This is a genomic window from Auritidibacter ignavus (genome assembly GCF_029853775.1).
In the GTDB taxonomy this organism is placed as follows: Bacteria; Actinomycetota; Actinomycetes; order Actinomycetales; family Micrococcaceae; genus Auritidibacter; species Auritidibacter ignavus.
This window is the reverse complement of sequence record NZ_CP122564.1, coordinates 1,173,377-1,188,734: the sequence shown is the minus strand read 5'-3', so window position 1 is coordinate 1,188,734 and position 15,358 is coordinate 1,173,377. Positions and strand designations below refer to the sequence as shown.

Sequence of the window (15,358 nt, the reverse complement as noted above, 5' to 3'; positions counted from 1 at the left end):
TCCACAACGGCGACGGGAAGACAAGAACCTCTCAGGCCTGCCGTTGAGGACAAAAACTACATAGTGTAGTTTGCAAGAACTATCGCACGCACATTTCTGTCGAGGGAGTCGATCGTTGAGCGAGATTAGTCATCACGAAAATAAGAAGCTGGTCCTGGCTTCGGGCCGGGCGCATCCCCAGTTGGCCGATGAAATTGCCGAGGCCTTGGGTACTGAGCTTCTCTCGCTGTCAGCCTACGACTTTGCCAACGGGGAGATTTACGTTCGCCCCGGCGAATCGGTGCGTGGTAAAGACTGTTTCGTCATCCAGGCGCACCCAGCACCGTTAAACAACTGGCTGATGGAGCAGCTCTTGCTCGTCGATGCGATGAAGCGTGCCTCAGCACGACGGATCACCGTGGTCTCGCCCTTCTACCCGTACGCGCGTCAGGACAAAAAGGGGCGTGGACGCGAACCTATTTCCGGACGCCTGGTCGCTGATCTCTATAAGGCCGCTGGTGCCGACCGCATTATGTCGGTGGACTTGCACACCGCTCAGATTCAGGGGTTCTTCGATGGACCGGTGGATCACCTGTTCGCAGTGCCCATCCTGGCCGATTACATTCGTGGCAAGGTTGGCGACTCCGAGGTTACGGTGGTCTCTCCGGATACGGGACGCGTGCGGGTGGCCGAGCAGTGGGCCGATCGGCTGGGCGGTGTCCCGCTGGCTTTCGTACACAAGACCCGTGACCTGACCACTCCGAACAAAGCTGAGTCGAAAACCGTGGTCGGGAAGATCGAGGGTCGCACCTGTGTGCTGATCGACGACATGATCGATACCGGTGGCACCATCGCCGGTGCGGTGCGAGTGCTGAAAGAAGCCGGGGCGAAAGATGTCATTATTGCCGCTACTCACCCGGTCTTCTCCGATCCTGCCGCCCAGCGGTTAGCCGAGTGCGGGGCCCGTGAAGTGGTGGTTACCAATACCTTACCGATTCCGGCGGCCAAAAAGTTCGAGAACCTCACCGTGCTTTCCATCGCTCCACTGATAGCCCGGGCCATCAAGGAAGTCTTCGAAGACGGTTCTGTCACCAGCCTGTTCGACGGCAACGCCTAAGAACTGGCGATTGGCCGATCACACTGGCCGGCCCTCGTTACTTTGTCGAGTCCATGATGGTCCCACACTCGCCTGCGCAGACACCCAGATCGCTGATAGAGCGTCTGAAAACTGACGCGACCTATCTGGGCCCGGCGGAACGTAAAGTCATCGTGGCAGTCATCGAGGCATTCGAACAGATACCTGATCTATCTGCCACCGATCTGGCTGCTCGCGCTCAAACATCGGCGGCTACCGTCGTGCGAGCCGCACAGAATTTGGGCTATTCAGGCTTTCAGAGGCTGAAGGATGAGATCTCTCGGTCTCTTCTCGCCCAAGCTGACCAGTCGCAGGTGGCCACTGCCCAGGGGCAGGTCAGCGGTGCCGTGCAGCTGTCCGCGTTGCAGTTGTTGAGTCGAGATGTTTTTGCTGCTGCCCAGAGCGAAATCGCCCTGACTGAGCGAATGCTTGCCAGCGAGGTCATGGAGCAGGCGGTCACTGCGGTGGCGTCGGCGAAGACCATTCTGTTAGTCGGCACCGGAGGTTCAGCAATTCCGGCCCAAGAGGCCGCGCTACGCTACACCATGTCAGGCTTAACCGCCGTGGCCCCCGTCGATGTCCTGGGGCAACAATTTACTGCTCGGATGCTCTCTGAGCGGGATGTCTGTATTGCGGTGAGCTACTCGGGAGCCAATAAACACACTCTCGACTCCGTGCGAGCCGCCCAAACTGCGGGGGCACTCATTATCGCTATTACGAGCTCTGGGATTTCTCCTCTGGCTCAACAAGCAGACCTGACGTTGACTGCTGGAAGCCGAAACGACGACCAGGAAGTGCTGGTGTCCAGAATTTCCCACACCTTGGTGCTCAACATCTTAGGTCTCGCCGCTCAGCGTCTCGTGTTTCACGATGCCGAACCTCACATGGGACCTTCAGAAAAACTGGGTCCGCTACTGTCCGACGCGCTCGAACCTGACATCTCTGAGGTCGAGGATTAATCGAAAAAATCTCACGTGGTAACAATCGTCACATCGGTTAGCTGAGATTGTTAAACCGTTGTCGCGACCCGTTCACGGTGTATTTATCTTCGCTCGTTCTACTGGGGTGTAACACCGTTTCATCGATAAAGTAACGATGAAATGTGTGGGCCTCGTTGAGAAATATACCGTGAGGAGGGCGAGATGGCACCGTGGGGCGATCCCAACAGTATTCATAACCTGCGCCCTCTTCCCGGAGTGACCAGCACAGCCAAGGGCCCCGCTAAGATTTACCGCTCGTCGGTTCCGGGGAAACTTCAACTCTCCGCTCCCGAATTGTGCGCCGTCGATGGGATTGGGACCGTGATCGACCTGCGTGAGCCAGAAGAGATCCTTCAGCGCCCGGACACACTGCCAGAGCACGTTGGCTATATCAATATTCCGCTCTATCGGGGACCAGTTCCCAGAGACGAGCCCATTTTGCAGGTCTATTCCAGACTCATCACCCAACGCGGTGCTCAACTCGTCTGCGTGTTAAAAGCTGTCACAATGGCGCTCGATGATGGCGTACTCATTCACTGCACTGCCGGAAAGGACCGCACGGGACTTGTGGCAGCGCTGGTTCTTTCGGTGGCAGGAATCACCGGGACATCATTGTTGCCGATTATGCCCGCAGTGCTGACGAGCTACCGGACAGTTACCACGCACAAGTCGCTACCGAGATGTCGAGTCAATGGGATACCTCGTCTGAAGAATTCTCTCAGGCCCTCAGATTGCATACCCTCAGCCCCGCCTCAGCGATGAGGCACTTACTGGAACACCTAGACCATCGTTACGGTTCAGTCGCGCGTTTTCTTGACTGCGTTGGTTTCAGCCTTCCTGAGCAACGCGTACTGGCTGAGCATCTGCATGCGAGGCGAGAGCCGAAGGGGGCCTGAGATGGCAGACTCATGGCACATAGCTCACTTAACCGACCCGCACCTGACCGAAAACCAGCAGACCCTGTATGGTGGCTCAATCGACCCCTGGGGGCAACTGCGTCAAACATTCGAGGCCCTCGCCCGCGGTGACGCTGGTTTACCGGATGCCGTGGTAATCAGTGGCGACCTATGCCAGCGTGGCCATGATGCCTACGCTGAAGTCGCTGGTTTTCTTACCGAGCAACGAAGGCGCTTGGGCTGTCCGATCCTTGTCGTTCCAGGTAACCACGATGAACCGGGGGCGATCGATGCTCGTTTTCACGATCCTGACACCAGCCATACTGATCCCCACGATGCAAGCAATAGCATCATCGCGGTACCCGGTCTGCGACTCATCGGGCTCAATACCCATGGTTATGGCCACCCACACGGTTGGCTTGAGACCACCTCATTGGATTGGCTAGAACACCACATCCGCCAAGACGGCACCGAGGACATTGTTTTAGTTCTGCACCATCCGCCGGTACCGGGGATGATCGCCGGCCTGCGTCACCGCGGTCTCCTGGATTCTGACTCTCGCCGGCGGCTCGCAGAGATTATGACCGGTTCGCGGGTTTGTCTGATCCTGAGCGGACATTACCACCTGAATCAATACGGCAGCTTTGCCGGAATCCCGGTCAGCGTTGCTCCCGGAATCTCCTATAGCAACGACCCCCTAGCCCCCGGAGAAACAATCCTGGCGCGGGCGGTCTTTGGATTCGTTCGCGTTGAACGAGAACCCCCAGGGCCCCCGGATATCGTGAGCAGCCTTCTTCCCTGTTCAGAACCATCCAGAGTGGTTTTCACTCTGGAGGCTTCTCCCTCGTCCCCCTAAACCCTGACCAACCCGAAACCACTGTTCACCGACAAACGTTGAGGAGGAAACCATGAAAAAAACCACCAAACTGCTCGCTCCGCTTGTTCTCATTCCTGCTCTTGCCTTGAGCTCCTGCGCTGATGAAGCGCAGGAACAGATGAACGAGTCTGACTCTGGGGATAACACCCTGACCGTTTACACCTCAGAACCGCAAGAGAAAATCGACGAGATCATTGATGCCTTTGCGGAGGTTAATCCCGACGCAGAAATTGACGTGTTCCGTGCTGGCACGGGTGAGCTGAAGACTCGTGTGGCCAGCGAAAAAGAAACCGGCGAGATTCAAGCCGATGTCATTTTGGCAGCGGATGTGCCCACTTTCGAAGATTACGCCGCAGAAGGTGATCTTGCCGAGCTGAATTTGGAGAACACCGATTCGCTTGATGACTCCTACGTCGATGAAGACAACTACTGGGTCGGGACCCGACTCATTCCGACCATTATTGCTGTCAATACAGACGTTATTTCCGAAGAGGATGAACCGAGCTTATGGCAGGACCTCACCAATTCGGACTATGAAGGTCAAATAGCGATGCCCAACCCGGACGTATCTGGTGCCGCCGCATTCAACACGGCGGTTTGGCGTTCGAGTGATGAGCTAGGAGATCAATGGCTCGAGGACTTGGTCGCCAATGATCCCACCATCTTGGAATCCAATGGTCCCGTAGGACAGGCCGTGGGTGAAGGGACCACCGGCCTTGGCATCGTGGTGGATTACGTCATTCGCGACCTGGCTGATCAAGGTTCGCAGGTAAAAGTCGTATACCCGGAAGATGGCGCACCTTATGTGTCACAGCCGGCGGGTGTGTTTGCTGATAGTGACAACCAGGAACTGGCTAATCAGTTCGTGGATTTCTTGATTTCCGAAGACGGACAGCAGATGGCTGCTGAACAGTCCTACCTTCCGGTTCGTGATGACGTGGGGGTTCCTGAGGGGGCTCCGGAGCTGGCAGATCTTAATCTGATGGATCCTGATTTGGAAGAAATTGCGGCTGAACAGGATGAAGCCGTGTCCTATTTCAATGGATTGCTGAAGTAAGGTGAGTCAGCTGGCTAGCACCGCGGGTAACGTGGCTCCGAGAACTCGCACAGGACGTGCCGATGGCTTGTTCATCATGCGATGGGCAGTTGTTCTGGCCCTGGTACTCATTGTTGTTGTTCCGCTGGTTGCGCTGATCAAGGTGGGAATTGATCCCACAGCTTTGACGGTTTTTTCCGACCCCGCGGTGCTAGAAGCGCTCACGAATTCGGTGGTCTCAGCTACCATCTCCGCGATGATCGCGACCACGCTGGGGGTGATCTTCGCCATAGTCTTAGACCGGTTGATCATCCCCGGCGCCCAACTCATTCGTTGGTTGTTGCTTATTCCCTTTTTGATTCCGCCCTTCATCGGCGCGATGGCATGGATGGCGCTCTTAGGGGTCAACGGTCCTGTCAACCGGATCTTGGAACAGATGGGTCTCGAGGCGAATCTCAGCATCTTCGGTGGATCCGGCGTGATCCTCCTACTCACCATTCACTCCTATCCCACGGCTTTTCTCGTGGTCTCGACGGCGTTGCGTCGGGTCCCCGGCAACCTTGAGGAAGCCGCAAGAATCTCAGGTGCCTCGACGTTCAAGGTCATGACCACCGTGACTCTGCCACTGATGCGACCTGGGATCGTTGCCGCCTTGATCCTCACCTTGGTGGCGAATCTTTCCGACTTTGGTATCCCCGCTTTGATTGGTCTGCCGGAGGGTTATACCACGCTCACCACGCTGGTATACCGCTACCTCGCCTCGGCAACCATTTCGAATCCTCTTCCAGCAGCCTCGGCGATCGGAATGGTGCTTCTGGTCGTCGCGCTCGTAACCATCCTCGCGCAACGTCGCATGCCGACAGCCTCACAGCTATCCGATACAGCCGTAGCGCAGAAAGCCCATCCAGGCCGGGGCATGCAATACCTGCTCAGCGCGACACTGTGGGCATGGATCGTGCTTATCTGTATCGTCCCTATGGTTGCGCTGAGCGTGCAAGCTCTACTGCCGGCCCCGGGAGTCCCCTTGATCTGGGAGAACCTGACGTTTGACAATTTTGGTTCCGCTCTCACCTCCCGCGGGGCCGTTCAGGGCCTCCAGAATTCGCTGATGTTGGCCGGTTCCGCGGCCGTGATTTGTGGGGTGCTGGGGTTGTTGGTTGGGATCGTGCTGACCAGATCTCGATCCCGACTCAACCCTGCGATCGACGTGCTCGCAACGTTGCCTCAGGCCTTGCCCGGACTGGTGATCGCGGTGGGATGGTTGCTCATTGCCCCGATGCTCAAGATCTTCAATACCCCGTGGGTGATTCTCGGCGCGTATGTCATGGCTTTCATAGCCCTCGTTGTCCAGCAGGTCCGCGCACCGTTGGCCACCATTTCGTCCTCTTTGGAAGAATCAGCTCAGATTTCGGGAGCTACTCATGCCCGAGCGGTGCTGGACATCACTGCCAGAATGGTGACTCCCGCGGTGATCACCGGCATCATCGTTGTATTCTTCACTGCAGTCCGAGAACTCACCATTTCCATTCTGCTGGTCGCACCGGGATCGCAAACGCTGGGTGTCACCATATTCAACCTGCAACAAGCCGGTAACTACAACGCGGCCTCTGCGCTGGCGGTGGTGGTTGCTCTGGTCGGCATGATCGGGCTGTCCTTTGCCGGGTGGTTGGGCTCCCGTCGTGCCAGCTGATGTCTGTCGTTCTTTGTTCTTGCTGGTCTTGCTTCGCCTCTACGTTCGAAAGATGATTGCTTCTTATGTCTGATATCAGCATTTCGCAACTCAACCACAGCTATAACAGTGCCCCCCTGGAATCACAGCTAGCTCTTCAAGATATTTCGCTCAACATCGCCGATGGAGAATTTATCGCCCTGGTCGGGCCCTCCGGATCCGGTAAAACCACCTTGTTGCGCACACTGGCAGGGTTCATCCGACCGCTGAGTGGACGGATAACGTTGGGTGGACGGACCCTACTTGCTTCCGATATCTGGGTACCACCACATCGACGTCAACTGGGTATGGTATTCCAAGACCACGCGGTATGGCCTCATATGAGCGTCAGCGAGAATGTGGCGTATCCTCTCAAACGTGCCGGACTGCGCTCGGCAGAAATTTCGGCGCGGGTCGAGAAGATACTCGAGGACGTGGGACTGGTGGAGTTCGCTCAGCGCAAGCCCACACAGTTGTCCGGAGGACAGCGACAACGAGTTGCATTGGCCCGCGCAATCGTCGCAGAGCCGTCAGCACTTTTGCTTGACGAAGCGTTGTCGGCCTTAGACGAGCCGCTTCGCGCTCGGCTTCGCCTGGAACTTCGCAGGCTCACCACCGAGCAAGGTCTCACCGCGGTGCACGTGACCCACGACCGCTCTGAAGCACTAGCGATTGCCGACCGTGTGGTGGTGATGGATCAGGGCCGAATTGTCCAAGTTGGTACCGCAAGCCAGATGACGGCCAGTCCCGCGTCAAGTTTTGTGGCTGGCTTTCTTAATGATGCGACGCTGTTTCCAGGAAGTATCTCATCGGGTCGGTTCTATCCGGACCACCCGGGGGTGAACCTGTACACTGCTGGCACGGATCATGCTCCCGCGAAGGTCAGTTTCGTTGATGACGTGCAGGCTGGTGCCGGCAGGCAACGAGCTATCGCTAGCGTCGACCCCTACCATATTCGCCTGGAGTCGGTGTCTCAGCCCGACGGAGACGATGTGCAGGTGGCGCGAGTCACCTCGATCTTGCAAGGTCGCGATCGGACCGAAACCGCGCTCGAATGGGGAGACACGGAGGTGCGTGTTTTTGGCGATCCGGATCAACCGGTTCGGCAACCGGGCGAGCTGGTCCAGCCCGTGATTCAATCCGCACACGTATACTTGAACTAAATCAATCCAGCGAACAGGATCTCTTGCGTGCACGACCAAGACCGCCCTCAGCCAGGTGCTACCTGGTATCTCGTCCGCCACGGTCAAACTGATTGGAATAAGGCCGGCCGGATGCAGGGACGCACCGACATTCCGCTCAATGACACCGGTCGCGCCCAAGCGGTTTTGGCAGCTGAGGAACTGGCAAATCTGCGTCCCACGGCGGTGATTAGCTCGCCACTGTCTCGGGCACAAGAAACCGCACAGATTATCGCCACCCGGATCGGGGGAGTCGAGGTCCACATCGAACCTGGGCTGATTGAACGATCCTACGGCAGTGCGGAAGGCCGGGATGTACGGGGATTGTCCGATGAGCAACGTCAGGCTCTGATGGACGGTGGTGAACCACGTGCGGAGGCGGGGCGACGTGGGGTGCGGGCACTGCGAGAGCTTAAAACCCGCTACGGTGATGCCCCGGTGGTCATTATTAGTCACGGGGCACTGATTCGAGTCATGCTCGAGCAACTCACTGGAGAGCCACACCCCCGGATCGCTAACGCCGAAATTAGGGCGATTGACTCTCGACTGGTGTGATCACCACCGCAGCATTGTGGCCACCAAAACCGAAGCTGGGAGCCAACACCGCCGAGGGTTGCCAATGTTGTGTGGATGTCACCACCTGAATCTGATCAGAAAAATCTGGGTGCTGAAGATTCCGGGTGCCCGGAATGAGCCCGGCACAAATAGACTCAACCGCCATGGCCACCTGCAAAGCACCGGATCCGCCCATCAAGTGACCGGTCACCGACTTGAGTGCGGTGACCGGCACACCGGGAAGGCACGCGCCAAAAATTCGTGATAAAGCAGCTACTTCGGCAGCATCCCCACGGGGAGTGGAGGTAGCGTGAGCGCTGATCTGTCCGATCTGGTACGGTTCGAGACCGGCATCCGCTAGAGCATCAGCGATCGTCTGTCCGGCCCAGCGACCGGTGGGGTCTGCCGCGGTGGGATGAAAACTATCCTGGCCCATCCCGCCTCCGGCCAACAGCGCCAGGGGACGGGCCGGGTCGGCTTCCAGGAGTAATGCCACCGCGCCGGAAGCCATCACGAACCCATCGCGTGCGGCATCGAAAGGTCGGCAGATCTGATCCGGATTTGCATTCTTGCTCAGCGCCCCAACCAATGCATTACCGGTCAGATTCACCGGATTCACCGCGTCTTCATAGCCGATTACCAGCACGCGGCGGGCATAACCGTGGCGTATCCGGCGCAAAGCGGTCACGAGCGCGATCGTGGAGGACGCGCACGTGGCACTCACCGCTTCGGTCCCGCCATGACTGCCATAGCGTTGGGCGGCCAGTGTGGCCACCGTATCGGGGGAGGCCGTTAGGACCGCTGGGATCGCGGGCGCTCGCGAGACGCCGGAGGTGATGGCTTCGACCGCGCGGTGAATTGTTGTCACCGGTCCGTTGGCGCTGGCGGCAATAATGTCCCCGCCAAAAAAAGGTTCATCGGATGTGGGGGTGCCGGAATACCCCAGGGCCTGATCGGCTGCACAGATTGCCATCACCACAGCCTGATCCACCCGGTTCGATAACGGTGGGTCAAAGATGTCGGTGGCATCGATCGGCTCAGCTGTGGCAGCTACGCGGACACCGGTTTGCTGTACGAGAGACTCCGGCAGGGGGCTGAACAGATGGTGCCCGTCAGTTACAGAATGCCAGAGCCTAGCGGTCCCGTGCCCAGCTGCGCTCACCGCGCCCATCCCGGTGATGCCAACCTGGTGGATACTCATAACCGGTGGGCCTTTCCCTCATCAATGAGTTGGGTGAGGCGTCGGCGTTGAATTTTCTCTGAGCTGGTCCGTGGGAAACGGGCGATGGAGTACCAGCGCCGTGGTCGGAAGGGCTCCGGGATGTTGTCGCGGGCGAGGGCCACCAATTCGGATTTTGTGGGCGCCTGTGGAGTTTCGATCACCCCGGCGATGATCACGCCCAGACGTGGATCGGGCAAACCGACGGTGGCTGTTGCCCCCGTGACCAGGGGGCCAAGAGCTTGAGCCAGCCTGTCATCGGCCTCGACGAGGCTGATGGTGTTGGCCCCGGTGGTGACGATCTCGTCGCCACGGCCAGCTAACTGAATCCACCGATCCTGCACCATCCCCCAGTCACCCACGGTGCGCCAACCGAATTCGTCGCTGAGTTGGGCAGGGGAATTGAGATACCGTGCTGACGCCGACGGGGCGCGAAACCACAGCTGCCCCAGACAGTTCTCGGCCAAGACCCGGTTGGTGGTGTCTCGGACCTGGGCAGTGACGTGGTCATAGAGGCGTAACCGGTTGGAATAGCTGATCCCGCAGGGATCCGGTGTGGAATCGGCAATGAATCCGATTTCTCCGGTGCCAAAGTAGTTGATCAGTTTTGCGCGCGGCACTTTCTCCGCGACCCGGTCGCGTAATGCTTGAGGGACTGCCGAACCTCCGGTGACCAGTACCTGAAGATTCCCTAGCCGTTCGGTCTGATTCCCGGCGGCCTCCAGAATGCCCAGCAAGACGGCCGGTGCCGCCACGACGCGGGTGATCGGCCAGTGGGTGAAGGCTGCGGTCATGTGCCGAAAATGCGCCCGGCCGGTCACCACGCAGGTTTCACCAGCGCCCAGTGCCTCGACCACCGCGTAGAGGATGAGGCTATACGACAACGTTCCGGGGGCCAGTGTTGTGTGACCTGCTACCTGGAGTCGTTGGTGCGAGGCCCGGTAATTGGCCCGGTACTCGCCCCGGGTTTTGATAAATGCTTTGGGCTGGCCTGTCGTCCCCGAGGAAAACAACACGAGATAGGGATCTGCATCTTGGGGAACCGTGGTGTCTTTGGGATCCACGTCTGGTGCTAGCAGCAGTTGCGGGCCGAGCACCGTTCCAGGAAAGCCGTGGGTACGAAGATACTGGGAGAAAGTCTGGTCATCGGTGACTACTACAGTGATACCGGCAGAGGAGATATTGCCCCACAGCTGGTCGTGCCAGTCCCTTGGATTCAGCACGCTGAGCACCACCGGGCCCATACTGAGCTCGGCAAAGAGACGTACGGTGGTCAACGCATCGTGCAGACACAACGCCACGACCGGGTAACCGGCAAGATCCTGGTGAGGGCTGTCCGGGGTTTCCCGCGCCACCTGCTGGAGTCGTGACGCTGTGGTGCGGGATGAGCTCAGCAGCTCACCATAGGTAATGTATTGACCCTGGTCATCGGCGAGGGCGATGCGCTCGGGAGTCTCGATTGCGCGGGCCAGAACTGATTGTACAAAGGGCATAAGTCGACACCCCCCCTTACCACTTCACCACGGATTGGATAGGCTGTGCCGGAGACTGTCCCGGCGTTCCTTGCTATCTAAACACATCGCTCAGGCGAGGTTGAAGTGGTCGAAGCCAGTGCGCTCATGCTAGAATGCAACAGTTGCCCAGGCGAGGGAGCAGACTTGCTCCGTTATCGACGAGGCTGATGAGATCACCGTTGCCAGCTGTCTTCATGCTCGGCGTATCACAGATTCTCTTTGTTCCTGCCTGGTCGTGATGAGCACTAGCTCGTGAGTATTAACAGGAGGACTCATTATGGCGATTGATACCGTCAACATCAATGTCGAATTTCGCACCGATACTGGCAAGGGTGCTTCCCGCCAGGCGCGCCGCGAAGGCAAAATCCCGGCCGTCATTTACGGTCACGGTTCAGAGCCGCGCCACATTCTGATGCCTGAGTACGACACCTTCATGGCTTTGCGGACCCCCAACCAGTTGCTGAAACTCACCGCTGACGGTGAAGAGATCATGGCACTGGCCAAAGATATTCAGCGCAACCCGCTGAAAGAAAAGATCGAGCACGTTGACCTGCTGATCGTGCGTCGCGGTGAAAAGGTGGTTGTTGACGTGCCCGTTGAGGTCGAAGGCGAAGTGGCACCTGGCTTCACCTACTTCTTGGAAGAAGCCTCCCTGCCGATCGAAGCCGACGCGCTGGACCTGCCGGATTCTGTCACCATCTCGGTAGAAGGACGTGAAGGTGGCAACCACGTGCTGGCTTCCGACGTGCAGCTGCCGGCTGGCACCTCGTTGCAACTGGAAGATGACGCTGTGATCGCTACCGTCGACGAGATCGTCGAGCAGGACCTGGGTGAAGAGCCCGAAGCAGGTACTGAGGGAGACGAAGCCGCTTCTGGCGACGAGGCCAACAGCCAGGGCTCTGAAAACAGCGACGACTAAGTGTCTCGTCACGGAGATATATGGTGCCGATGCGTTTAGGCAGAAGCTCAGCGTCCACCACCAGCCCCTGGCTGGTGGTGGGACTGGGCAACCCCGGCGACAAATACCACAGCACTCGGCACAATATTGGTCACATGGTGGCCGATGAGCTCGTCGAACGCTATGGCGGAAGCTTCCGGGCTCATAAAACACAGAACGCGTTGGCCACCCTGCGGCTGGGACAAACTCGAGAGAAAGTCCTGGTGGCCAAACCAGCTACCTACATGAATCTCTCTGGTGGTCCCGTCAAAGCGTTGACCACTTTCTTTAAAGTGCCACTGGACCAGCTCATTGTGGTCCACGACGAGCTCGATATCGATTTCGATCGCCTGCGCATCAAACGCGGTGGGGGAGATGGCGGTCATAACGGACTGAAATCCATCACGCAGTGTATAGGCGATAAAAACTATTACCGCGTTCGGGCCGGAATCGGACGGCCCCCCGGAGCCATGGACGTATCCAGCTACGTGCTCAAGCCTTTCAATTCCACTCAACGCCAGGTGCTACCGTTGCATGTATCCACAGCAGCTGATGCTGTCGAAAGTCTCATTACTGACGGCTTGACTCCCACACAAAACCGTTTCCACTAGCCTTGGGCCCACCTGTCTGCTAGGACCGAGAACTGTTTGATATCTCACCATCTGTGACGGACCTCTGAGATAGTAACTGTACCGAACGGTTGGTAGAGTTTTGGGGGTGATGACTCGTCTTCAAGCTGAAACCTCAACGCCCGGTCAGCGTTGGGCCTTTTTGGCCATCATCTCCGCCGCACTATTTTTGGTGGGTGCTGATAACTCGGTCCTCTATACCGCATTACCGGTACTGCGCGATGAGCTCGGCACCAGTGAACTGCAAGGTCTCTGGATCATCAATGCCTACCCCCTGGTACTATCAGGGCTGTTACTGGGCACCGGCACACTCGGAGATAAAATCGGTCATCGGCTCATGTTCTTACTGGGCGTCAGTATCTTCGGTGCCGGTTCCTTGCTGGCGGCCTTCTCGCCCAACGCCTGCACGCTGATTGTCGCCCGGGCAATCCTCGGCGTGGGAGCTGCCACCATGATGCCAGCGAGTCTCGCACTCGTGCGGCTAACATTCCGTGACGTTAAAGAACGCAACGTCGCAGTGGCCATCTGGGGGTCGGTGGCGGTCGTGGGCGCCGCATCCGGTCCGGTGCTGGGTGGTTTACTCCTGGAGTTCTTCTGGTGGGGCTCGGTGTTTTTGCTCAACGTCCCCATCGTCATCATCACGGTGATTGCCACCATCGCGGTTGCCCCACCGAACGTGGCACACCCAGAACGGCATTGGGATCTGGTGTCATCGCTGTTGATGATGTTTGCTATGGCGGGGTTCGTGATGAGCATTAAAGAACTAGCCAATCCTCAGCGGAATGCCTGGGTGCTATCGATCGCTCTTGTCATTGCCGTGATTGGTGTTGTGTTGTTTTGGCTTCGCCAGCGCTTGCTCACCCACCCGCTGTTGGAATTGTCGATTTTCCGTGACCCAGTCTTCACCGGCGGCACGCTGACCGCGGTGTTGATCATGGTGGCGCTTTCCGGCGTGGAACTTATGACCACCCAGCGGTTCCAGACCGCTGGCGGTCTCACCCCCTTGCAAGCCGGCGCAATGGAGGCTGCCGTGGCTCTGCCGGCGATTCCTACCGCGTTATTAGGTGGCTCGGTACTCCACAGGGTCGGTTTCCGTCCGCTGATTACCGGCGGGTTCCTGCTTATCGTGGTGGGACTGGGAGTGAGTATGTGGACGTTCACCCTCGATGTGGTGCCCTTGTTCCTGGGCAGTATGATCCTGGTGGGTCTAGGTGGTGGCCTGGCAACCTCGGTCTCGTCGACTGCCATCCTAGGATCGGCACCCCCGTCCAAGGCGGGGATGGCCTCCTCTGTGGAAGCGGTTTCCTACGAGTTCGGCACCTTGGTTGCGGTGGCCGTTTTTGGCTCGGTGATGCCCCTGCTCTACAGCATGAACGCCCCAGCACCGGTAGCCGCAGACGTGGACCACGGGGTCGATCACCCAATGTATGGCGAGCAAGCCGTTGCCGCCTACGATCAGGCCTATCTCAGCATTTTGGGCATAGTAGCGACCGTGGGCCTCATTGGTGCCCTGGTGACCGCCTGGTGTTTCCGAGGCAACCCGAAGGAAGCTGATGCGACCGAGTAAGAAAACCAAAATCATCCGCACCGCTATTGACCTCATTGAGGCCGGAAGCCTGGATTCGGTGTCTTATGATGCGTTGGCCCAATCCTCCGGGCTGTCGAAATCCGGGATCATCTACCATTTTCCCTCCCGCGAGGAAATGATGCGCGCGGTGCATCAGTATATGGCGGATCAGTGGGAAGCCGAACTCGAAGCAGCCCGGGGTGGCCCCGCCGAGCAACTCACGGGGTCCCAGCGCCTGCGCGCCGTCGTGGTATCTCTGCGACGCAGTGCCACCAAAACCGAACTCCTGTTGGAAATTGATGCCCGCTCGAACCCGGAACTGGCCGCTATCTGGCAAGCGGTGGATCAACGTTGGGTCCCCTCCCCGGCGGAGATCGACAGCGCCGGGACTTTGGGGCTCGAGCGTTTCCTCGTGTTGTTAATGGCCGACGGGCTGTGGCTTCACGACTACGTCCACGAGGATCGGCTCAGCGAATCCCAGCGGGAAGCGTTGGTGGACCACGTCCTGGCCAAGATCGATCAAACCGCCACGGACGAACGACCAGACCGCTGAGCTAGTGCTCGGCCAGCCACGCATCGATGGCGCGTGCTTGTGTGGCGATAACCTTTGACACCTGGGGCTCGAGCGTGGAAACCAGTGCGGACCCGATGAACGGGATATGGCACTGTAGATTTCCTTCAACCGCATAATCCGTGTCGCTGGTACTGGTTGCTGACAGGGTCTGGGTGACGGTGCTTTCAGCACGGGCGATGGGGATGAGAATCCTCAGCAATGCTGTCCGCGAGTCGTTTTCAGCTGGTCTAGACCAGACCACTTCCTGCCGAATTTCCACACCGTCTGTGACCAAGCTTCGCAGCGCATGGGGAACCTTATGCTGGATGGCCTCGCCGGAGAGATGAGGAATTATCGTCACCTTCACCCGCCCGTCATCGCCGTCAGCCACCTGAAACTCGGTGAGGGTCGCCCCGACCTGCTCGGTGGCGTGTCGATGAAAATCGTGTGAGGTCAGCGCCTGAAAGACGTGTGCTACGGGGTGATGCACGGTGATGTTTTCCGCAAAAGCCATGATCGGTGCTGGTCCTCTCCGCAGGAGACTTTTGGTTCACTCACGGCGTGAGGAAAGGTGAACCGGGTAGTCTAAATC

The 15,358-nt window shown here is 58.2% G+C and carries 15 protein-coding genes; 12 read left to right on the top strand and 3 right to left on the bottom strand.

From position 1 onward, the window contains the following. The first annotated feature begins 115 nt into the window (after positions 1 to 115). The 8 genes from QDX22_RS05360 (at position 116) to QDX22_RS05330 (ending at position 8,347) form a co-directional block, all read left to right on the top strand. Entirely contained in the window at positions 116 to 1,096 is a 981-nt protein-coding gene (locus QDX22_RS05360; RefSeq protein WP_110098809.1) for a ribose-phosphate diphosphokinase, read from the top strand. A gap of 53 nt (positions 1,097 to 1,149) precedes the next feature. Further along, the gene (locus tag QDX22_RS05355; RefSeq protein WP_110110379.1) at positions 1,150 to 2,073 is read left to right on the top strand and encodes a MurR/RpiR family transcriptional regulator; all 924 of its coding nucleotides are present in this window, start codon (positions 1,150 to 1,152) and stop codon (positions 2,071 to 2,073) included. Between the two features lie 183 nt (positions 2,074 to 2,256). Beyond that, on the top strand, positions 2,257 to 2,856 hold the full coding sequence (locus tag QDX22_RS12085) for a tyrosine-protein phosphatase (RefSeq protein WP_425248475.1): 600 nt from the start codon (positions 2,257 to 2,259) through the stop codon (positions 2,854 to 2,856). Between the two features lie 135 nt (positions 2,857 to 2,991). After that, on the top strand, positions 2,992 to 3,846 hold the full coding sequence (locus QDX22_RS05350; RefSeq protein ID WP_158524597.1) for a metallophosphoesterase: 855 nt from the start codon (positions 2,992 to 2,994) through the stop codon (positions 3,844 to 3,846). Positions 3,847 to 3,898: 52 nt separating this feature from the next. Next, on the top strand, positions 3,899 to 4,924 hold the full coding sequence (locus QDX22_RS05345; protein ID WP_279674141.1) for an ABC transporter substrate-binding protein: 1,026 nt from the start codon (positions 3,899 to 3,901) through the stop codon (positions 4,922 to 4,924). Positions 4,925 to 5,000: 76 nt separating this feature from the next. Next, positions 5,001 to 6,593: an ABC transporter permease gene (locus QDX22_RS05340; RefSeq protein ID WP_110110409.1), complete on the top strand. Its 1,593-nt coding sequence runs from the start codon at positions 5,001 to 5,003 to the stop codon at positions 6,591 to 6,593. Between the two features lie 65 nt (positions 6,594 to 6,658). After that, a complete protein-coding gene (locus QDX22_RS05335) occupies positions 6,659 to 7,774 on the top strand; it encodes an ABC transporter ATP-binding protein (protein WP_279718118.1) in 1,116 nt (371 codons plus the stop codon). Positions 7,775 to 7,801: 27 nt separating this feature from the next. Continuing rightward, positions 7,802 to 8,347 (top strand): histidine phosphatase family protein, encoded by a 546-nt coding sequence (locus QDX22_RS05330; RefSeq protein ID WP_110098803.1) that lies wholly within the window; start codon positions 7,802 to 7,804, stop codon positions 8,345 to 8,347. On the opposite strand, the gene QDX22_RS05325 is transcribed toward QDX22_RS05330, so the two are convergent. Beyond that, on the bottom strand, positions 8,319 to 9,548 hold the full coding sequence (locus tag QDX22_RS05325) for a beta-ketoacyl-[acyl-carrier-protein] synthase family protein (RefSeq protein ID WP_110101124.1): 1,230 nt from the start codon (positions 9,546 to 9,548) through the stop codon (positions 8,319 to 8,321). The two genes, QDX22_RS05330 and QDX22_RS05325, sit on opposite strands and share 29 nt — an antisense overlap. After that, positions 9,545 to 11,059, bottom strand: coding sequence for a class I adenylate-forming enzyme family protein (locus tag QDX22_RS05320; protein WP_279718117.1), 1,515 nt, complete (start codon positions 11,057 to 11,059; stop codon positions 9,545 to 9,547). The genes QDX22_RS05325 and QDX22_RS05320 overlap by 4 nt, the downstream gene beginning before the upstream one ends. Before the next feature lie 298 nt (positions 11,060 to 11,357). Between QDX22_RS05320 and QDX22_RS05315 the strand changes: the two genes are divergently transcribed. The 4 genes from QDX22_RS05315 to QDX22_RS05300 all read left to right on the top strand — a co-directional run bounded on the left by QDX22_RS05315 (position 11,358) and on the right by QDX22_RS05300 (position 14,766). After that, positions 11,358 to 11,999 (top strand): 50S ribosomal protein L25/general stress protein Ctc, encoded by a 642-nt coding sequence (locus QDX22_RS05315; RefSeq protein WP_110123077.1) that lies wholly within the window; start codon positions 11,358 to 11,360, stop codon positions 11,997 to 11,999. Between the two features lie 29 nt (positions 12,000 to 12,028). Next, positions 12,029 to 12,628, top strand: coding sequence for an aminoacyl-tRNA hydrolase (gene pth / locus QDX22_RS05310; protein ID WP_110123078.1), 600 nt, complete (start codon positions 12,029 to 12,031; stop codon positions 12,626 to 12,628). 109 nt (positions 12,629 to 12,737) lie between these two features. Further along, complete coding sequence (locus QDX22_RS05305) at positions 12,738 to 14,213, top strand: MFS transporter (RefSeq protein WP_279723944.1); 1,476 nt, start codon at positions 12,738 to 12,740, stop codon at positions 14,211 to 14,213. Then, positions 14,200 to 14,766 (top strand): TetR/AcrR family transcriptional regulator, encoded by a 567-nt coding sequence (locus QDX22_RS05300; RefSeq protein WP_279718115.1) that lies wholly within the window; start codon positions 14,200 to 14,202, stop codon positions 14,764 to 14,766. The genes QDX22_RS05305 and QDX22_RS05300 overlap by 14 nt, the downstream gene beginning before the upstream one ends. Before the next feature lies 1 nt (position 14,767). On the opposite strand, the gene QDX22_RS05295 is transcribed toward QDX22_RS05300, so the two are convergent. After that, complete coding sequence (locus QDX22_RS05295; RefSeq protein ID WP_110101119.1) at positions 14,768 to 15,280, bottom strand: DUF2505 domain-containing protein; 513 nt, start codon at positions 15,278 to 15,280, stop codon at positions 14,768 to 14,770. Positions 15,281 to 15,358: the final 78 nt, after the last annotated feature.